This is a genomic window from Priestia megaterium, from assembly GCF_009497655.1.
Lineage (GTDB): Bacteria > Bacillota > Bacilli > Bacillales > Bacillaceae_H > Priestia > Priestia zanthoxyli.
Genome location: NZ_CP023317.1, coordinates 1,204,942 through 1,224,965, shown reverse-complemented (window position 1 = coordinate 1,224,965; position 20,024 = coordinate 1,204,942). Strand labels below are relative to the sequence as shown.

21 protein-coding genes and 1 riboswitch are annotated in these 20,024 nt (G+C 38.6%); of the genes, 8 read left to right on the top strand and 13 right to left on the bottom strand.

Translation table 11 applies throughout. The features are described from left to right. Positions 1 to 21: 21 nt before the first annotated feature. The 6 genes from msrA to CEQ83_RS06145 all read right to left on the bottom strand — a co-directional run bounded on the left by msrA (position 22) and on the right by CEQ83_RS06145 (position 5,408). Positions 22 to 984 carry a peptide-methionine (S)-S-oxide reductase MsrA gene (gene msrA / locus CEQ83_RS06170; RefSeq protein WP_080754393.1) on the bottom strand — a complete coding sequence of 321 codons (963 nt, stop codon included), beginning with the start codon at positions 982 to 984 and terminating at the stop codon, positions 22 to 24. A 153-nt stretch (positions 985 to 1,137) separates the two neighbouring features. Then, a complete protein-coding gene (locus CEQ83_RS06165; RefSeq protein WP_028414193.1) occupies positions 1,138 to 1,566 on the bottom strand; it encodes a MarR family winged helix-turn-helix transcriptional regulator in 429 nt (142 codons plus the stop codon). A 202-nt stretch (positions 1,567 to 1,768) separates the two neighbouring features. Then, positions 1,769 to 2,269, bottom strand: coding sequence for a MerR family transcriptional regulator (locus CEQ83_RS06160; RefSeq protein ID WP_033578357.1), 501 nt, complete (start codon positions 2,267 to 2,269; stop codon positions 1,769 to 1,771). Between the two features lie 136 nt (positions 2,270 to 2,405). Continuing rightward, entirely contained in the window at positions 2,406 to 3,197 is a 792-nt protein-coding gene (locus CEQ83_RS06155) for a phosphotransferase family protein (RefSeq protein WP_228123035.1), read from the bottom strand. Positions 3,198 to 3,502: 305 nt separating this feature from the next. Further along, positions 3,503 to 4,669, bottom strand: a complete 1,167-nt coding sequence (locus CEQ83_RS06150; protein WP_155017122.1) for an ABC transporter permease — start codon at positions 4,667 to 4,669, stop codon at positions 3,503 to 3,505. A gap of 1 nt (position 4,670) precedes the next feature. Next, positions 4,671 to 5,408, bottom strand: coding sequence for an ABC transporter ATP-binding protein (locus CEQ83_RS06145; protein WP_028414196.1), 738 nt, complete (start codon positions 5,406 to 5,408; stop codon positions 4,671 to 4,673). Positions 5,409 to 5,583: 175 nt separating this feature from the next. Here CEQ83_RS06145 and CEQ83_RS06140 point away from each other — a divergent pair, with 175 nt between their 5' ends. From CEQ83_RS06140 to CEQ83_RS06130, 3 genes are all read left to right on the top strand, one after another. Then, on the top strand, positions 5,584 to 6,282 hold the full coding sequence (locus tag CEQ83_RS06140) for a LytR/AlgR family response regulator transcription factor (protein ID WP_016763353.1): 699 nt from the start codon (positions 5,584 to 5,586) through the stop codon (positions 6,280 to 6,282). Between the two features lie 17 nt (positions 6,283 to 6,299). Beyond that, positions 6,300 to 7,250 (top strand): sensor histidine kinase, encoded by a 951-nt coding sequence (locus tag CEQ83_RS06135; protein WP_034270359.1) that lies wholly within the window; start codon positions 6,300 to 6,302, stop codon positions 7,248 to 7,250. Positions 7,251 to 7,469: 219 nt separating this feature from the next. Further along, on the top strand, positions 7,470 to 8,771 hold the full coding sequence (locus CEQ83_RS06130; protein WP_013055916.1) for an NCS2 family permease: 1,302 nt from the start codon (positions 7,470 to 7,472) through the stop codon (positions 8,769 to 8,771). A 33-nt stretch (positions 8,772 to 8,804) separates the two neighbouring features. On the opposite strand, the gene CEQ83_RS06125 is transcribed toward CEQ83_RS06130, so the two are convergent. Then, a complete protein-coding gene (locus tag CEQ83_RS06125; protein ID WP_033578351.1) occupies positions 8,805 to 8,999 on the bottom strand; it encodes a hypothetical protein in 195 nt (64 codons plus the stop codon). 175 nt (positions 9,000 to 9,174) lie between these two features. Between CEQ83_RS06125 and CEQ83_RS06120 the strand changes: the two genes are divergently transcribed. Beyond that, the gene (locus CEQ83_RS06120) at positions 9,175 to 10,344 is read left to right on the top strand and encodes an MFS transporter (RefSeq protein ID WP_033578350.1); all 1,170 of its coding nucleotides are present in this window, start codon (positions 9,175 to 9,177) and stop codon (positions 10,342 to 10,344) included. A gap of 256 nt (positions 10,345 to 10,600) precedes the next feature. Here the strand turns inward: CEQ83_RS06120 and CEQ83_RS06115 are convergent, their stop codons facing one another. After that, entirely contained in the window at positions 10,601 to 11,047 is a 447-nt protein-coding gene (locus tag CEQ83_RS06115) for a GNAT family N-acetyltransferase (protein WP_033578349.1), read from the bottom strand. A 113-nt stretch (positions 11,048 to 11,160) separates the two neighbouring features. Here CEQ83_RS06115 and CEQ83_RS06110 point away from each other — a divergent pair, with 113 nt between their 5' ends. Next, the gene (locus tag CEQ83_RS06110) at positions 11,161 to 11,544 is read left to right on the top strand and encodes a CotG/ExsB N-terminal domain-containing protein (RefSeq protein WP_080974235.1); all 384 of its coding nucleotides are present in this window, start codon (positions 11,161 to 11,163) and stop codon (positions 11,542 to 11,544) included. Positions 11,545 to 11,691: 147 nt separating this feature from the next. Beyond that, the gene (locus CEQ83_RS06105; RefSeq protein ID WP_049163510.1) at positions 11,692 to 12,489 is read left to right on the top strand and encodes a VOC family protein; all 798 of its coding nucleotides are present in this window, start codon (positions 11,692 to 11,694) and stop codon (positions 12,487 to 12,489) included. 18 nt (positions 12,490 to 12,507) lie between these two features. On the opposite strand, the gene CEQ83_RS06100 is transcribed toward CEQ83_RS06105, so the two are convergent. The 5 genes from CEQ83_RS06100 to CEQ83_RS06080 all read right to left on the bottom strand — a co-directional run bounded on the left by CEQ83_RS06100 (position 12,508) and on the right by CEQ83_RS06080 (position 18,223). Next, positions 12,508 to 14,121, bottom strand: a complete 1,614-nt coding sequence (locus tag CEQ83_RS06100; protein ID WP_155017121.1) for a M20/M25/M40 family metallo-hydrolase — start codon at positions 14,119 to 14,121, stop codon at positions 12,508 to 12,510. A gap of 465 nt (positions 14,122 to 14,586) precedes the next feature. Beyond that, positions 14,587 to 14,829, bottom strand: a complete 243-nt coding sequence (locus CEQ83_RS06095; protein ID WP_028414204.1) for a hypothetical protein — start codon at positions 14,827 to 14,829, stop codon at positions 14,587 to 14,589. A 68-nt stretch (positions 14,830 to 14,897) separates the two neighbouring features. After that, a riboswitch (SAM riboswitch) is annotated at positions 14,898 to 14,999 on the bottom strand. A 63-nt stretch (positions 15,000 to 15,062) separates the two neighbouring features. Continuing rightward, entirely contained in the window at positions 15,063 to 16,217 is a 1,155-nt protein-coding gene (locus tag CEQ83_RS06090; RefSeq protein WP_028414205.1) for an amidohydrolase, read from the bottom strand. Positions 16,218 to 16,264: 47 nt separating this feature from the next. After that, positions 16,265 to 16,771: a GNAT family N-acetyltransferase gene (locus tag CEQ83_RS06085; protein WP_048020280.1), complete on the bottom strand. Its 507-nt coding sequence runs from the start codon at positions 16,769 to 16,771 to the stop codon at positions 16,265 to 16,267. 207 nt (positions 16,772 to 16,978) lie between these two features. Continuing rightward, positions 16,979 to 18,223 carry a methyl-accepting chemotaxis protein gene (locus CEQ83_RS06080; protein WP_194273203.1) on the bottom strand — a complete coding sequence of 415 codons (1,245 nt, stop codon included), beginning with the start codon at positions 18,221 to 18,223 and terminating at the stop codon, positions 16,979 to 16,981. A gap of 261 nt (positions 18,224 to 18,484) precedes the next feature. On the opposite strand from CEQ83_RS06080, the gene CEQ83_RS06075 reads away from it, so the two are divergent. Both CEQ83_RS06075 and CEQ83_RS06070 read left to right on the top strand, forming a co-directional pair. After that, complete coding sequence (locus CEQ83_RS06075) at positions 18,485 to 19,237, top strand: M48 family metallopeptidase (RefSeq protein WP_028414208.1); 753 nt, start codon at positions 18,485 to 18,487, stop codon at positions 19,235 to 19,237. A gap of 290 nt (positions 19,238 to 19,527) precedes the next feature. Further along, positions 19,528 to 19,863: a LapA family protein gene (locus tag CEQ83_RS06070; RefSeq protein WP_033578342.1), complete on the top strand. Its 336-nt coding sequence runs from the start codon at positions 19,528 to 19,530 to the stop codon at positions 19,861 to 19,863. Positions 19,864 to 20,024 lie beyond the last annotated feature (161 nt).

Below are 20,024 nucleotides of genomic sequence, written 5' to 3'. Positions count from 1 at the left end.
CGCTCTTTTTTTCATATTATTTTATTTGTTAAATAAAACAGCGTATTCCCCGTATCCTTCTTTTTCTAAATCTTCCTTCGGAACAAATCGAAGAGCTGCTGAGTTGATGCAATAACGCAAGCCGCCTGCATCTTGCGGACCATCATCAAATAAATGACCTAAATGAGAGTTAGCCGTTTTGCTTCGTACTTCTGTACGAACCATATTATGACTAACGTCCATGTTTTCTTTTACTTCATCTTTATTAATCGCTTTTGTGAAAGACGGCCATCCGCATCCGGCATCATATTTATCGGTTGAACTAAACAACGGCTCTCCTGATACGATATCTACATAAATACCATCTTCTGTATGATCCCAAAATTCATTGCGAAACGGGGGTTCCGTTGCGTCATTTTGAGTAACTTCATATTGAATAGGCGTTAATGTCGTTTTTAGCTGCTCGTCGCGGCCAAAGTCTTTCCAGTTTTCTTTAATAAAACGATCACGTCCAGATCCTCGTCGATACATAGCATAGCGGAATTTATTTTTCTTATAATAACCTTGATGGTATTCTTCCGCTTCATAAAACGGTTTTGCCGGTAGAATTTGTGTGGCAATTGGTTCAGAAAAACGACCGCTTGCTTCTAATTGTTGCTTGGATTCTTCAGCTAGTGCCTTTTGGTGCTCATTGTGATAAAAGATAGCTGTTCGATATGAATCGCCTCGATCCGCAAATTGTCCGCCTGCATCCGTTGGGTCAATTTGAGGCCAGTATAGTTCTAAAAGCTTTTCATATGGAAAAACTTCTGGGTCAAATGTAATTTGGACCGCTTCATAGTGGCCCGTTGTTTCTGAGCATACTTCTTTGTACGTCGGGTTCTCTTTGTGACCGCCTGTATAGCCAGATACAACTTTTATAATGCCTGGCTGTTCATCAAAGGGCTTCACCATACACCAAAAACAGCCTCCAGCAAAAGTTGCTACTTCATATTGTTCTGTCAAAAAGATGACCTCCTTCATGTATTCTTTCTATTATTATACGCTGATTTGATGTTCTCACCAACTAACTTGCTTCTTGTACTCTTTCCGTTTTAAGACAAAAAAATAATCAGTGAAGCTCATCTTCACTGATTATTCTTCCGCATTTAAAGCGCTTTATTTTTGATCACCTTTAATTTTGTGAAACAGTTTATTCATCGTTTCAATTTCTTTATCTGTAAAGTGCTCAAACCGCTCAAGGAAATACGCTCGTTTTTTTTCTTGAATCACATTAAAAATATCTTGCCCTTCTTTGGTCAGTTCAATATCAATAATACGTCGATCATTTTCAGACCGTTTGCGTGCAATGTAGCCTTTTGACAAAAGCAAGTCGGTTACCGCCGTAATGTGGCTTGCTGACACTTGAAGATACTTAGATAAATCAGTTGATCGCTGCCTGCCGGAATCAACCAGCATACGAAGCACCATAAATTCATTTGTTGATAGCTCTGAATTGTATACTTCATTAATTTCTTGGCGAAGCTGTCTGAACACAAAGCGAAACAGCGTCTCCATTTCTTGAACGAGCTCTTCTCTTTTTTTCACTTGTCACTCTCCTTAACGCTATCGCATGATAACGAATATGTATTTACGAAAGTATTTCACTTTCTTAACTTAATTAGTTTTATCAAATTACTAAGCGTTTCGTCAACTATTATTGAGATTTTTTTCCACAATTCTGTACGAATTGATGTATTTTTCATAAAATTCCATAAAAAAAGCGATTTACCGTTATGGTAAATCGCTGCTAGTAGCTAAAAATACCGGTTAAAAAGCTTCTCCATCTTGGAACAGGCTTTTTACCTTTTAAGCTGTCTTCACTTTTCAACTGACTTTCAAGTTCCGCTACTCGATTTTCTAATTTTGTAATAACTTTATTTAACCGATCGATTTCTGAACGATGCTCTAAAATTTGAAAGGTCACTACTTCTCCCGCTTTTTCTTCTGTACGCTTTTCATTTTCAATCAGTCTTAAAAAAAGCTGATCAAGCTGCTTTTGCATATCTTGTGCACGTTCATCAGATATAACGACTTCCTCTTTTTCTACTACTTTTTCTACCACTTTGACGACGGCTTGACGATTGCGGTTTTTTTGAAAGTCTCTAAGTGCTTCAATATTTTCTTCTGTAAACTCACAGTGTCCCGATTCATTTCTCTCTAGCTCGATATCCGCCATTTTAACCCATTTTAATACCGTACTTGGATGTATTCCCAGCGACTTTGCCACATCCACCGTTTTCATCGTCATGTTCCATCCCTCCATTTTTTCATTTACTAGCCATTTCGAGAGAAATCTTTAAATCCCTTCATACGTGACAAAACTAGTATGAATTCGTCAAAGAAAGTGGACGTTCAACAAATGAAGAAAATGATGTCATTATTCCCTAGAAAAACTCGTATAAACCTTCTGCAAAATAACAAAATTCGCTCTGTGAAATCCCCTTGCCGTATCCCTTAAAAAAAGACGCGCGCTCTTTACCTGTAAAGATTCCGTCTTCAAAACGAACAGCCAGCGCCATATCATAACGAGCGTCTCCTAAAGTTCCTCCGCTCCAGTCAATAACAGCTGTTATCTGACCGTCGTGTACAAGTACATTATCAATCGTGTAGTCTCCGTGAATAAGTACCTCTTGTTTGCATATCATGTTTTGCTTCTGCAGTTGTTTTAGCAGCCGTTGATTTCCGTCTACCTCATAGTGAGTTAAATTGTACTCTGCCTCTTGCAGCATTCGGTGGATCCACGGCTGCTTACTCACTAATCGTTCTGGACACTCAGCATTGTGAATACGAGCAAGAAGACGCCCCATTTCATAGACAACGTGCTCACGCTTTTTTTCATTATCTTCCTTCTCTAAATACTCTCTTACCGTCTTTCCTTCAAGAAATTCTAGCAGCATCCAGCTCTCTTCTGCTGTTTGAACAAACTTGTAAGCGCTCGGGCTTTGAAAGTCCGCCAGTGCCTGTATATTTTTTAATACATAATATTCCTTATATAACCATTTTCTGTACTTTTCCCTTTTTGTCCGTTTTAAAACATATCTCCCTCTAGCCGTATGAAGGATACCAACATCTGAGGTACACCCTTGCTTCGGAAACGTCACTTTTTCGATTTGCTTTACATACTTTTTTATCGAATGAGGAATTTCTTCTACTATAATAGGATGCAATTGTTCCACTCCCCTTTCTTTCTACATTCTCTTTTTGTTGCTCTTTCCCTACAAAAAAGTTGAGACATAACGAAATCACTTCAATTTAATACAAACAAATGGGGTGAATGAGCTATTATGAAGCGCTTGTGACACCGCTGTTGATTTCCGTGCAAGACTTCGCTTTCCCCGCAGCAGTCTCCGTCTTTCCCTCCAACCCACAGCTAGAAGCAACTAACTACATACCTGAAACCTACGTTCACCATTCCAATAGAAAAATCCGAACGATTACTCGTTCGGACCTTCCTTCAACTAAACTACTTTTGCCCAATCTCTTACCCTTTACCAAGCACCCAGCGGCTTTTGGTAAACATCGTATAACCAACTGATAATAAAACAACCGTACAAACCGATAAGCTTCCTATTGTATAAACGAGACTCTGCATGTCATAGACACCGTAGAGAAGCTGTTTCATAAGTGCAAATACGTTATAAATAGGAATTAAAAATCCGCTTGGTTGCAGTTCATGTACGGATTTTCCCATCAGTAAAAAGTATGGAAGTATCGCTACCATCACAATTTGAGATGTATAGCTCTGCGCTTCTTTAACCGAACTTGCTAAAAGGCTAAGAATACATAATACCATAGCTCCTAGAAGTGCTAGCAGGGTAAGGGTGACTAAAAACGAGAAGATAAAGGTTGTAACATGACCGTTGAGCTGCAGTGCATTATTTAATACGGTTGTTAAATAACGTACAGACAAAACAAATGTAAATGTGGACAAAAGACCGCTCAATATACCAAATGTAGAGATAGTAAGCCATTTCCCAACCAGTAATTGCGTTCGTTTTACAGGAGACATCAATAAAGCTTCCATTGTTTTCCGTTCTTTTTCACCTGCAAAAATATCATTTGCTGAAGGAAGAATCCCCCCAAAAACGCCCATAATGATAATCATTGGCGCAAACATTGCAATCATTGTTAAAGAGCCGTCATCTTCTTTAGACACTCCTTTTTCAACCACATTAAACGGAGCTATCGTTTGACTATTCACATTTAGTTGGTCTAAGCGTTCGCTAACTATAGCTTCTCGATGTTTATTCAGTATATTTTGTATATACTCTGCGGTAGCACCTGAGTTCATGCTCGCTGAATCCGTATAAACAGTAACTTCTGGCGATTTCATCTTACGCACTTCTGAAGAAAAATCGTCTGGTAGCTTTAACGCCGCTAACGCTTTCCCTTGTTCTACAGCACTGAGTGGATTTCTGCTTTCAATTACTTTAATATTGTCATCGTTTTTTAACCAGTCGATCACACTGGCATCAGAATCTTTTGTAACAGCTACAGACATGGAATCTGTTTGATCACTAGCCATCATTTTGTCTGCAAAAAAGATAATCCCTACATTTAATAAAATCGGAATCAACACGCTAAAGATAATCGTTTTGCGATCTCGCAAACAATCTATTAACTCTTTTTTATAAATATGCCAAATCATATTAAGCCCCCCTCACGATACGCGACATAAAGATGTAGTTTAAGTCTGTACTTTCCTCTTCTTTATACAGCTGTTCATTTGTTCCTTGATAAATCATTTTTCCTTTATGAATCATAATGATAGATTGACACAGCATCTCCACTTCTTCCATAATGTGACTGGAAAAAACAATCGTTTTTCCTTCTCTTTGCAGACTTTTAATAAGCTCGCGAAACATGTTTGCTGATGTAATATCTAATCCTGTAGTCGGTTCATCAAATAGGATAACGTCCGGGTTATGAAGAATAGTGCGTGCAATGGCTACTTTTTGACGCATTCCTTTTGAAAAGCCTCCGACGCGACGGTCCAAGTAGTCTTTCATTCCAAAACGTTTGGCCAGTTCCTCAATCCTTATCTTTGTTTCATGTTTGCTCATTCCATAAAACTTAGCAAAATAAGATAAGTTTTCACGCGCAGTCAAACGGTCATATAAACCTGTTTCACCGCCAAAAAGCACGCCGATTTTTTTCTTTATTTTATCAGGCTGTTTATGAATGTTTATTCCGTGAATGAACATATTACCTTCCGATGGTTCAAGTACAGTCGACAGCATACGTAAAAGAGTTGTTTTCCCCGCTCCATTTTCCCCTAATAGTCCTACAATTTCTCCTTGTGCGATGGTTACATGAATATCTTGAACAGCTGTAATTGTTTGCTTTTTCTCTTTGAAATATTTCGTCACACCTTTGATTTCAATCATATCCGCTCTCCCCTTTTACTGTGATTGACTATATCTTAGCTTATTTTTTATACAGCATCTTCCATCTTGTCATAAAGAGGGTTTTTTATGTCGCGAAACGTCCTTTCCATCTTGTAAATCATGGTAAAATAGTGTGGTAATATCCAATAGAATAAAACAAAGAGGGTTTTTATTTATGAAGGTAGGATTAGTGGATGATCATTCATATGATTTAGAAAAATTGAGGATTTCTTTAGAAAGAGAAGATGATATAGACATACTTTTTTCGACTAGCAGCGCGGAGGAAGCTTATAACGAAATTAAAAAAAATGAAATTGATTTATTAATTACAGATATTGAAATGCCAAAGCTATCAGGTTATGAGCTTGCAGACTTTATCAATGCTTACGCACTTGATATTCAAGTCATCTTTGTCACTGGGCACAGCGGCTTTGCCGTTCATGCATTTGAACTCAACGTTTTAGACTACATTATGAAGCCTTATTCTAAAGAGCGCCTGTTAAAAGGCATTCAGCGTTTTCATCAAAAAAAACAATCAACTGATACAAGAGATAAGCTTATTTTAAAACAAAAAACCGAAATGCAAGTGCTGAACAAACAAGATATTATATTTGCAGAGCGAACGGGTCGCTCTACCACCATCATAACGACAAATGGAGAATTTAGTACCTATCAATCATTAAACGAAATTGAAAAAGAATTAACAGCGAGTCATTTTCTAAGGTCGCATCGAGCTTTTATTATCAACATTTCCTATATTCAAAATTTCTCCCTGTATACTAAGCACTCCTACTCCGTGATGTTTCAAAGCACCGAAAAAACAGCTTTAATCACGAAAACAAATTTAGACATCTTGCAAAAAGAGTACTTTTAAAGGAGGCACTATTTAAAATGAAACTATTTTACACACTAGTTTTACTAACTGTTTTCGTGCTCCTCTTTTTTAAAGACCTGCCTGTTAGTTTACATCTCCTACTTAGTTCTTTTATAATTGGTTCATTTTTTATATGGAGAAAGAAATATCAAACGGCTCCTTCACTAACGATAAAAAAAGCAATCGTACTGACGTCTTTTTTCCTGCTTTTATTTAGCCTATCTTCACCTCTTAGTATTGGCCTTACCGTTATCACAATGATTGGTTACATGACCGACATGTTTTCGTCTTATCAACAATACATATTCGTAGCTAACCGGGAAAGCAGTGCTTCACGTGAAATTCAAAAAAACAATGAGCTTTTTCAAGCATTAAGAGCTGAAAGACATGATTTTATTAAACATGTCAGCGCCGTATCCTATCTTCTAGAAACAAACCAAAGACAGCAGGCACAAGAGTATATTCAAGATTACGTTGAAGCTTTGAATGATACCCATTCATATATTCAAGGTGAACATTCGCACGTTGCTTCTGTTGTACATCAAAGCAAGAATCAAGCACATACGTGGGGAATACATATGAATGTTCAATTAGATTCACCGTTATCACAGCTGCCTTTAAAGCACCTTGACCAAATGAATCTCATCATGAATTTACTGCATAATGCTTTAGAAGCCGCTCATTCTTCTGAGAAAAAAGAGATAACCGTTTCGAGTATGATTCGAAGTGGCATTTACATTTTAGAAGTCAGCAATTCTACCGCTCCTTTATCACGAGAGCGTCAAGATCACTTGTTTACTTCTTTTCATGTGACAGAAAAGAAAGAACGCCACGAAGGCCTTGGCACGTGGATCATTTCTGAACTTGTTTCCAACTACCACGGACGCTTGGAATATACCTATCACGATTTAACTCTTTCCATTAAAATAAAATTTCCGATAGTCGTTTCCTCAAAACAAGCAACATAGCCGCTATAGCCTAAGCGGCTTTTTTTCGTATGAGCCTCTTCTATACGCGCACACTATAAAAAGCACCGAAAAAAAGAAATATTTCACACTTATTTTAGCTCTTTTATCGTCACTTTTTTAGTTTTTGATTTTTTATATGCATATCTATTGCATTTCAAGTAAAAAACGAATATTATATATCATGTTGCTTTTAATGTTCGTTATTTTTGGAGGTTACTTATGTTTAAGTTAAAAGAATATAACACGGATGCTAAAACGGAGATTTTAGCTGGTATTACAACGTTTTTAACCATGATTTATATCGTCATTGTGAACCCAGTTATTTTGTCCAGCGCCGGCGTTCCTTTTGATCAAGTATTTACAGCTACTATTATTTCAGCAGTCGTAGCTACGCTATGGATGGCTCTTGCAGCTAACTATCCAATCGCTATTGCTCCCGGTATGGGAATGAATGCATACTTTGCTGCTTTAGTTGTTGGTTCAAATGGAAGTATCGACTATGCTACTGCTTTTTCAGCTGTATTCGTAGCGGGTATTATCTTTATCATCCTATCGTTAACATCGTTTCGTGAAAAATTAATTGAAGCTATTCCAAACAATTTAAAGCACGCGATCAGTGCTGGTATCGGTTTATTTATTGCTTTTATCGGGCTTCGTTCAGCCGGTATTATTGTTGCAAATAAATCAAATTTAATTGGACTTGGTGATTTGCAGTCTGAGAAAGTAGTTTTAACACTGATTGGACTTGCGATTACAATCATTTTATATACGCTAAATGTAAACGGCGCTTTATTCTTCGGTATGATTATTACCGGATTAATTGCTTTCTTTAGAGGACAGCTTTCATTTGATAAAGGTTTGTTTGCTTCCCCTCACCTTCCAGATGGCTTAATGATTTCAAATCCTTTTGCTGCTTTTGGAGATGTTATTCATCATGATTTGTACACAGTTGTTTTTTCTTTCTTACTTGTGACGATTTTTGATACAACAGGTACAATGGTAGGCGTAGCTCAACAGGCCGGTCTTATGAAAGGTAATAAGATGCCTCGCGTGCGTCAAGCATTGCTTGCTGACTCCTTTGGTACAACGATTGGCGCTTTATTTGGTACAAGCCCAACAACCGCTTACGTTGAATCTTCATCTGGTGTAGCAGCAGGCGGACGTACAGGTCTAACGGGCGTGACGGTAGCCATTCTATTTATCGTGGCAGCATTCTTTAGCCCGGTTGTAAGCTCGGTTTCTGGCGTAGCAGCTATTACTTCACCTGCATTAATTATTGTCGGAAGCTTGATGATGGGTGCTGTAGCTAAAATTAATTGGAATGACTTTGATGAAGCGTTCCCTGCCTTTTTAGTTGTTCTAGCGATGCCTCTTACATCAAGTATTGCAACAGGAATTGCGCTTGGCTTCATTTCTTATCCGTTAATGAAGCTGGTAAAAGGAAAAGGCAAACAAGTTCATCCGCTTGTGTATGTCTTTGCTGTTTTATTTCTCTATCAGCTCATCTTTTTACCGCATTAAAAAAGCTTGGAGATTTCTCTCCAAGCTTTTTTTTTATTGAAAGTGATTGTTATTTTCTTTTGTTTGATAAAGGTAATTTTCCACATAGATTTGTTCTGCATCAGAAGCATTCTTTATCCCTTCTTCTGGATTTAGCTCGACACTTCTCTTTTTAGCTATATAATCCACTAGCGCCCCAAATCCTAAAAGACCGCCTATAATCCCAGCAAATACAATCCATATTGGCAATTGCTTCACGTCCCTTTTCTTTTAATTGTATCAGTTTCAGCGCAACAGGTAAATATTAACATGTTTTCTTCACTTATAAATAAAGCGCTTTTTACCAAATATACGTAAAAAACGTCTTTGTATTTGGTATACTAAACTCACGGCATGTTCTACAGAGAAAGGGGCTTAATTGCATATGAACAAACAGCTTGGAACGTTAATGTTTGTTATTTTTATGGTATTTGTCGGCTTTGGCGTGATCATCCCCATCGTACCTGAAGTTATTCGTGCCACGGGTGCAAGCACGGTCAATTTAGGGATACTAATGGCTAGCTATTCGATCGCATCTTTTATTACCGCACCTTTTTGGGGGAAGCTTTCCGATATAAAAGGCCGCCGTCCCATCTTACTTTGGGGCTTACTTGGCTTTAGCGCAAGCTTTTTTCTTTTTTCGGTGGCAGAAAACTCTTTGACTCTGATGTATACGTCACGCATCATCGGAGGTTTGTTTGCAGGAGCTGTTATTCCTTGTGCTTTTGCATACGCTTCTGATAGTACAGATGAAGAAAACCGCACGAAAGCAATGGGACTGTTAGGGATGTCAATTGGCTTAGGCTTTATTTTTGGACCGGCATTAGGCGGTGTCCTTTCGTCTTTCGGCTTGTTTGTTCCCTTCGTTATCTCTGGTATCTTGTCACTGATTATGACAGCGTTCTCATTCTTTACGTTAAAAGAATCGTTACGAAAAGAACCTGCTGCCAAAATACAGACATCCAGATGGCATGACTTCACGTCAGATTTTCAAGGAGCTATGAAGTATTTATATGTTCTTTCATTTTTAGCTACTTTTACGCTCGCTGGTTTAGAAGCTACTTTTCAATTTTTTCAAATAGCGAAAATCAATGCTACTCCCACGACAATCGGATGGATGTTTATGGCGAGCGGTTTAACTCAAGCCCTGATTCAAGGCGGTGTACTGCAGCGATTTAAAAAAGGAAATGAAAAAAAACTGATGGCTATTGGCTTATTGGTTTCAGCAATAGGATTTACGTCTATTTTGTTATCTTCTAGTGCCGTTAATGCTACCTTATTTCTGTGCATATTTACAGCAGGAAATGCCCTTATTCGTCCTTGTGTCCTCTCATTAATTACGATGAGAACCAAAGTAGGATATGGCTCTGCTTCAGGGTTAACTGCCTCAATGGATAGCTTAGGGCGTATTTTTGGCCCTCTGCTTGGTGCATTTGCCTTTAAACTCAATATGACGCTGCCTTTTATTATCGGAGCAGTTGTCACTTTAGCTGCTTTACTGCTGATTCAGCGTCATACAGCTCTAGATTATTCTGAGCAAACACTATCATCATAGAGGCTGAAACAAAAGTATTTTAGCTGAAGGAAGATCCGAACGATGAATCGAGATTCTTGATGGAGAATCCAACGCGTTCGGATTTTTTTATTGCTATGGTAAACGTAAGTTTCATGTATGTAGGTACTTCTAGCTGGTGATTGGAGGGCAAGGCGAAGACTCCTGCGGAAAGCGAAGCCTTGTAGGGAAATCAACAGCCGATTCCTACTAGCTCATGTAGCCAATTTGTTAGTCTTTGGATTAATCTAGCTATGTCTCAATCTCTTTTCATCGTTACTAACACAAGATTATCCGCAGCTGCAGTGTGTTTTATAATTGAAAACCGATGAGCTTCGTATAGCTTAATCGCAGGTGTATTTTTTTCGGCTGTGGAAACCATACACTCACATTCTGAATATCTTTGAAGTACATATGTTAAAAGACGGCTTCCGATTCCTTTTCGAAAGTAACGAGGACGCACAACAAGGCGGCAAATCGTTAATCGCTCATTTTCTTTTTCAAACGACAGCACGCCTGCTAGCTTACCTTCAATTATTTCTCCGATAAACACTTCCTTGCTTTTCATAACATCTTCTTTGCTTTCTGTAAGCTGAGGAATATCTGAAAAGCTAATGAGCCTTGCTTCTTCTTGATAAGCTTCTACTTGCACAGCTACTATTTGAAGAGCGATATCCACTCTTTGATGTTCGAGGATTTGAAGCATGAAAACCACTCCATTTCTTTCACAAATTTAGACAAATTCCATGTTTTCACTATATCCAAACACCTTCCTTGTACATATTGTATTATGTACCGAATTAGCCAGGAGGTGTTTATATGCATATCACTGCTGAAAGAATTAGAGAAGCAACAGAAGCACTTGCTTCTACTGAGCTTGAAACATTTATGTACCAAGAGCCAACTGCTCTTCACAGACGTTCTCGTCGTCGTTCTACTCGTCGTTCTACTCGCCGTTCTACTCGCCGCACTACTCGTCGCACTACTCGTCGCACTACTCGCCGCACTACTCGTCGCACTACTCGTCGCACTACTCGCCGTTCTACTCGTCGCACTACTCGCCGTTCTACTCGCTGCACTACTCGCCGTTCTACTCGCCGTTCTAGCCGTCGCCGCTGTCGCTGCGGTTCACCTTGCTGCTCATATCCATGGTTTAATAAATCATTTGGCTGCTGCTTTAAAGGGCATGGCTGCCGTCGCTAACTAACTCTAAAGCAAGCCGAGTCTAAAACATACGCGGCTTGCTTTTTTCAAGATTTTTATTTTACATAATCATTCGTTTTACTCTTCTTAAAAAAGAAAACAAAGTATAATAGTGGGAAAGAATCTCTCTTAAAAGGAGGCCTACCCATGCACTTATCTTTTGATCATCTTGTTCATTTTTCACCTGATCCTATTAAAGCTCAGAAAGAACTAAACGAATACGGAATCAATGTTATTAAAGGCGGTACCCATGAAAAATGGGGCACTTTTAACACGTTGGCTTATTTTCACCTGAGCTATATTGAGTGGCTTGGGCTTACAGATATCGCATTAGCTCAAACAGTTACAGATAATGATCTTATTCAGCAGCTTGTTAACGAACATACGCCGTTTGGTCATTTTGGGCGATTTGCCCTTCGTACAGATGATATGGATTTGCTCATAACCGAGCTGAAAGACAAGGGCTACACTGTAAAAGGCCCTGTAGCGGGGTCTCGTCAAACTAATGATGGAGAAAGACTTCAATGGCAAATGTGTTTTATTGAAGATGACCATGATGCCCTCCCTTTTCCTTTCTTTATTGAGTGGGGTGAACCAGAAGAAAAACGCAAGCCAAAGCTAGCTGCTCTTTCTTCCCATCAAGCCGGTCAGCTGCAGCTAAAAAACATTTACTGTGCTGTACATAACCTTGAAGAATCCATCAGCAAATGGACAAAACTGCTGGACGTTCAGGCTGGCGAAAGCTACAAAGACTCTTTACTTGATGCACGTTGTCAAAAACTATATGTCAATAAAGGAAACCTTATTTTTTGCAGCGGAACACAAGGTGTTGTCCACGATACATTAAAAAAAGTTGGAGAGCGTCCATTTTTGGTTGAATTGGATCACGCTCTAACACCGCAACAAATTACCGTACAAGGAGCTTCTTTTAAATTCAACAAATAAACATCCGCGGGCGGATGTTTATTTCTGTGCTTCTTTTATAGCTTGATAAATGAAGTGAGGCAAAATCTCAAAGGAATACTGAACGTCTAATCTTTCGGTCCATTGATGCGCATCTCTTCCCAGCGGTCCAATGTTCAGCACCGGCATCTTCAGCTCCTCTAGCTCTTCTAGCGGGATATGATATCCTTTATTCCATAGAGGCATATTGGCTACTAACGTGTTAAATGTATGAAGCGGGTGCTGCAGGCTGGCATAGCTTAAATCCGAAATTCCGCCAAAATAACTTTGTTCAACTAGCTCCACTTGGAATTGCTCTTTGGCAGTTGCCTGTACGTTTGACAAAATCTTTTGTACAAAGAGATCATCATGTGAACAAACGGCCGGGTAAAAAGGCGGCGTAAAAAATAAGACTATCATCGGAGCTGCTTCTTTACATAAACCAGCTAAAGAGTTTACTAATTTAATGGTTTTATTTCTGTCATCATCTTCTTGTGCCAAAAGTGCCGCTTCCATTTCTTGCACATATTTTTCACCATGCTGTTTGACTGCATGAGTATAAAGTTCTTCATACGTCCATACGTTCACGTCAAGGGATGAACCCTCCATTCCCACAGCGTACTGCCGAGCAGCTTTATTATAATGTTTTTTTACATTCAAAGCCGCTTTGTCAGCCGATTTCAACAGCAGATCTGTTACTTCTTTAAGAGAGCGGTTTAACATAAATAAATTAAATAATACAACGGCAGAGTGCGGAACTTGAACGGAATACTCTTCTTTTAAATCTTTTTGTATCAGCACAGTAGGAGGTGGACTCGTTTCATCTCTTACTTTTTCGCAAAAATCAACGTTTAGTTCTATTTCTGTTGTTAAATAAGAAGCTAGTAAATTAGCATTCAAACCAGCTAGCGGTTCCCCTACATGAGTTTCTTTTCCATAACACAAAAAGCTTGGCATGATCTTGCCAATCGATCCTGAGTACACATAGTTCGTTTGATCACCAGGATAGCGGCTGAACACTGGTTCTGCATTTAGCATGAGAGAAAAATCCAGCTGATGTTTGCACGCAAGTTCTAAAAGAACAGGCACTGCTTTTCTCATTCCGAGCGAATTTACTTCTTCATCCGGTACCGACAGAAGCAGGATGTTTCCGTCAAACTCTCCGTTGCATGCTCGTTCAATCATACTGATATGCAGAGCAATACCTGCTTTCATGTCCATCGTTCCTCGGCCAAAAAGCCAGTCTCCTTTTATCATATCTTTTTGTACGTGCGCCGGAACTTGTTCCATATCATTATAAAAAGTACTCGTTAACGTATCAGCGTGAAAAGCATCCTTTTTCCACTGTCCATAATCTTGTACATCCACTACGTCGTAATGACTGACTAATACAACTGTTTTATTCGTATTTTTCCCTTCAACAAAAGCTGTGACAATCGATCGCCCGTCTCCTGTTGAATGAAGCTCAACTTGCTCGTTTTTTTGAAAGTAAGGCAGCTTCAATAAATACGCCGCTATCGATTCAGCCATTTCCACTTCTGCCATCGTTCCTGTCACGCTAGGTATAGAAACCAATTCGCTTACAAGCTTCTTTAACTGTTCTTTTGTTTGATACAAAGATGTTTTGTTCGACATACCCTTCATCTCTTTCCTTTTTCTAAATTTTCCATCAAACAAAACGATTCGTCAATCCCTTTGACAGAGACCCTTTCATTCTATCCCTATGTATCATAGTATGCGCTTCCTTGACGCACATGATAAAAAAAGAGTGCGCGGCTAGGGCTAGCACCGCACACTCTTTTTTTACTTTTCGTCATCTTCTAAAAAGTCTAGGATACGATCAATAAGCTGTTCGCTTCCTGCATCGTTTCCATGTTCAAGAGACATTTCCATTTCAATGCTCCTTTCATAAAATATTCTTGTTTTATAACATACCACAATTCATTTCGAATGTAACCTTTAATTTGTGTAAAAATTTCGACAATTTATGATTAATTTTAAAACCTAGTGAGTAATGATTATACCCACCAGATTCTTCAATTGTCAAAAAACATGCTTTCTATTTAAAAACACTTTAAAAATAGAGGCGCGAGCAGACTTCTATAAAAGACAGCCTACTCGCTCAAGCTTGGAACAGCATGATGAATAAATTTCTAGTTCATTTGCTTTTTGTACATCTTTAATATCTATGCCTACAGCATATGTACGAACATGGTTTTCGACCACAATTTCATAAAATGTTTCTAATTCACGATAAGCTACTTGATAATGCTTTCCTAATAATTTTACGGCTTCCTTTAATGCTTTCTCTCCTGTATGTGCTGCAACTGCTGTATGACTCATAAAACCCTCTCCTTTTAGAAAAATAAAAAAAACTCATTTTGCTTTGATGCAAAATGAGTTTTTCACCCGTTTTATCACCCAAAGCACATGCTTTGCTGGTAGGAGCACCTTACATTCGTAGGTTGCTGTGGAGTCAAAGAGCCAGATCTCTCGTCCACTCGTGATAACTTTTTTAATTTAAAATTTATTTTATCAAACAATTCCATCCGCGTAAATAGAAAAATAAAAATATTTTAATTTTTTTGGTAATGGAATGAATTCAAAAAGTCAAAGCTTAGATTAGCAAAATAAGAAGCTGCTACAAGTAATGCCTCTTCATTTAATGAAAAAGAAGGATGGTGCCATTCATATTCTCCAGCCGTACCCATCCATACAAAAAATCCTGGTACACGCTGCTGATATACGGCAAAATCTTCTCCTCCAGGCGATTGTTCAGCTTCTACGACTTGATAACTAAGATTCTCTGCAGCGTTAATAACCAATTTTTCCAGCGTATCATCATTGTTTACTACAGGAAGATACGGATACCATTTAACGTCTACTGAAGCCCCGAAAGCTGCTCCAATCCCTTCAGCAGTTCGTTTCATAAGAGCCGGTATTTTTTCTCTCGCTTCTTCTTGAAAGGTACGCACCGTTCCTTCAAGCGTTACTTTGTCAGGAATGACGTTCCACGAGCTCCCTCCGTGGATTTGAGTTATGCTGACAACAACATTTTGAAATGGGCTGAGATTACGGCTGACAATGGTTTGTAAACTAGTAACAATTTGACCAGCAGCAGCAATCGGATCTACTGTTTTTTCTGGAATACCTGCGTGACCGCCTACTCCTTTGACGTCAATTTCAAAACGATCAACGCTTGCCATTAAAGGTCCCGATTTGACACCAATGGTTCCTACAGGAAGATTCGGTTTGTTATGCATTCCAAATATCGCTTCTACTCCTTCGAGCACACCTTTTTCAACGAGCATTTTTGCCCCAGAAGCCGTTTCTTCGGCCGGTTGAAAGATAAATCGAACCGTACCGCAAAGCTCCTGCTGACGCTCTTTGAGAAGAATGGCTGCTCCGATTATAGAAGCCGTATGAAAATCATGTCCGCATGCGTGCATAACACCGTTCACTTCAGAAGCAAATGGCAGATTGGTTTTTTCTTCAATTGGCAGCGCATCAATATCAGCTCGAATAGCGATAGTAGGTCCCGGCTTTCCTCCCACAATTTCCGCTACTGCTCCCACGTCTAAATGGAATGCATCCGCTATAGAAATATCGTAGTGCTTTAACCACTTTTTAATACGTTTAGTTGTTTCATATTCTTTCATTGAAAGCTCTGGAAACCGGTGCAGCTCACGGCGTATGTCTATTAGCGTATTTAGTAGTAATTGATCTGTCATATTTATCACTCTTTCACATTTCTTAATTTAGACCACTTCTCTATCTTTTACGACAAAGAGTGTACCTCATTGAATTTTTTATAAAGAAATACGGTCGTATAGCCTTGTGCAAGGTGCTTTTCTTTAGCTTGAACATATCCTTTTCGTTCATACATCTCAACTAACCAAGGATGTTCTTTTGCTGTTCCTAAAGACACACCTGGCGATTTAAACGTATTCTTTATTACCTCTTCCTCTACTAGATGCAGCAGCTTAGATCCAACGCCTTTCCTGGCAAGCGACGGGTCCACTGCAAACCACCAAAAATGCGGAACAGCAAACGGACCTGGATGTTCTCCCCAAGGCATTCGTATAGATACAGTGGCAGCGATTCTTTTATCTTCTTCATATACATAGCAAAGGTTTTGAGAAATATTTTTCTTAACGAGGGCAAGATCAGCAGTAGCTGCTAAGAAAGGAATGCCTAGCTCTCGAATAGGCTTATATGCTTGTAGAGTTAAGTTCAATAAGTTATCCGCGTCGTCATTTGTTGCCAAACGGAATTCATTTTTCATCTCTTTGTCTCCTTATATAGTACTCAAATATTTTATTTAACTTATAAGTTTACTAAGAATTAAAAAAAGGCAGACTGCCGCCTTGCGTACTCACTATACAACTGCTTTGATAACGTGTCAATTCTATTTATCGTTTTCTATAAAAGATATAAATAAAACAAATACACGCAGAAAACTGCGCGTATTACGTACATATCAAGATAGACTTCAGGACTCACTTACCGTAGATTTTAAATTAGCTGCCAACATCACAAGTTCTTCTATAGATGCTAACTCCTCTTGTGAAGCCGCAGCTACTTCTTCAGCGTAAGCAGCTGCTTGTTTAGCAACCTCCGAAAGGGCCATGACAGACTCCATTACCTTAAACGAATACCCATCAATCTCTCCTGTTGCTTTTGTCATTTTGTTCATTTGTTCTTGAGCGGCAAAGACATCTTCCATAATTATGGAAAACTGTTGCGTTACATCTTCGACAGTGGCAATACCAAGCGTGACTTCTTCCGTATTCACTTCCATGTTTCGATAAGCCCGCTTTGCCTGTACTTCAATTTCTTTTAACAAATGACTGATTTGTATAGCGGACGTTTTAGATTCTTCCGCTAGCTTACGTACTTCCCCTGCCACTACAGCAAAACCTTTTCCATGTTCTCCAGCCCTTGCAGCTTCAATAGCAGCATTAAGTGCAAGAAGATTTGTTTGTTCAGCAATTCTTGTAATCGTATTAATAATGCGGCCAATCTCTGCGGAACGATCTTCGAGTCCCTTTACTTCACTGGTCGATATCTTAACGGTTTCATAGATTTTATTCATTTGATTCGTCACATCTTTCACCGCAACATTTCCGGTAGAAGCATGTTCAGAGGCTCTGTTCATCGATTGTTGTACCTTTGAAGAATGATCAGTCATTTTCTGAAGCAGCTTGGCCATATCCACCATAGCCTGCTCGGTTTCAACCACACTTAGCAACTGCTTATCAGAACCCGCAGCAATTTCTTGAATAGACATCGTAACTTCTGTCACAGCTGTTTTTGTTTCCTCCATGCTTACAAGCAATTGCTCTGAGGAATGACTGACCGTGCTCTTTGTTTTACTTATTTTCTGACGCAGTATTCTCATGTGAGTCATCATTTCATTAAGTGAAGATATGAGTGTACTAATCTCATTTTTCCCTTTCAAAGGAACAACATCTACAGATAAATCGCCGTTTGAAATCCCTTTCATTGTTTTTGACAAATTTTCAACCGCAATTATGTAGCGACGTATGATAAAATAGAACACGGTAGTTGTAAAAGAAACAAACAGAAATGTAATCACTAGCGTAATCGAAGCTGCTTGCTCTTGTTTCACAATAAGATAATAATTGGTTACTTCAATTACAGTAGATGTTATGGCCATCATGGCTGCAATCATACATAGCATTTTCATGCGTAAACTTTGAAAAGCTTTTTTCATTTTTTCATCCCCTATACAATCTAAAGACATAGAATGTCTAATCTATATTAGTAGTATCGGCATATTTTTATATTTTTTTGTAAAAACTAAAGAAGAATTGAAACAATTATTATTGGCGCTTTTCCACTAAATATTGGAATACATATCTTCCTGCAAGGCGCTGCAACAGCAGTTGATAACTGTCTGATTATTCTTTCATTTGACCAAACTCTACCTTTGCTTATAAAATGAAGATTTGTAGAAAGGAGTACGAAAAATTTTATGTATACGTATCAAACAGGCAATCAAACAATTGACTACAAAATTGAAGTCGTTCCAAATAGAACCGATATCACGGTGCAAATTTGTGACAAAGAAGGGGTAAAAGTTATTATCCCAAGAGGTCTTAATGAAAACAATGTGCGTTCAATCATCGCACGCAAAGCAACATGGATTTTAAAACAACTAAACGGTTCACAACCAGCTGAGGAAAAGCCAGCTGCTCCAAAGAAAGAAGCAGTAAAAAAAGAAACAGCTAAAAAAGAGGCTCCTAAAGCAGCAGCTTCTGCAGCTAAAACTGGTTCTTTTGAAGAAGGAGACAAATTCCCTTACCTAGGGCGTCAATACCGCTTAAACATCGTTCGTGGAGATGTAGCAAAAGCTGAAATGACATTCCGTGCAAAATTCATTGCTACAGTACCTGAAAGCTGGAACGAGCAGCAAACAAATGAAGGTATTGGACAACTATTAACAGAATGGTACCAAGGCCGCGCAGGTGAAAAATTCCAAGAAGCTTTGAAATCTGTTAAAAAAGCAGCTGACAATGCTCCTGAATCTGTTAAGTGGGACGAGTTAGGTGAAGAATACGCTACGACTCAAGATAATACAATCGTATTAAACTGGCGTTTGCTAACAGCTCCTCTTGCAACAATTGAATATGTCATTGCTTCTCAATTTACAAATGCAGATGAGTTATTCGAAGATGCAGCTGAACGCAAACAGTGGTTAAGCGATAACACCCTAAACGCATTTTAAGTTTATACATAAAAAAAGCACGCGGCGAACGCGTGCTTTTTTTATGACAATGAAGCCTTATACCTACTCCCTTCCCTCAAAAATCCCCCTCTATCAGGTCTTTGGACATGTCAAAGCTTCTACATCAATCGATATATTGTGTTTTAAAAGAAAGATATATATAATCAAGAAAATGTTTGATTTTGTTTAAATGTGGATACGTATACCTATAAGCAAGATAGCAAACACTTAAGATGAGTAGTTACGCTATAAAAGTTGTAATGACCATGTAAAGAAAGGAAGTGCAGCTTATGAAAGGACAGAGCTTTTTTATTTTAGGACTTATATTTGCTCTTATCATTGCTGTTTTAGCTGTAATTAACAACGATCCTGTACAATTTAACTATGTATTTGGTTCACAAAAATGGCCTCTTATTTTAATCATCTTAACAACGGCTGTGTTTGGAGGAGTTGTTGCTGCTTCATTGAGCTTTGTAAAAATTGTTCAACTAAGAGGACAAGTGAAACAGAAAAACAAGCGAATTGCTGAACTAGAAGAAGAAATCAAGCAGCATAAGCCTGTTGAGCCTGTTATAGAAGAAGAACCAAATCAACCAGCTACTCGAACTGAGCGCGCTCAGTTATAATAAAGAAAAGTCGTTATTTTAAAGAATAACGGCTTTTTTCATTTTTTGTTCCGCCAAGCATATTTTCGGGATACACGCATAAACAGATAGATATGGAAAACTTTAGTTCTGAATGGTACAATCAACACTGTTATATCTCTATGAAAAACCTAAATTGATAG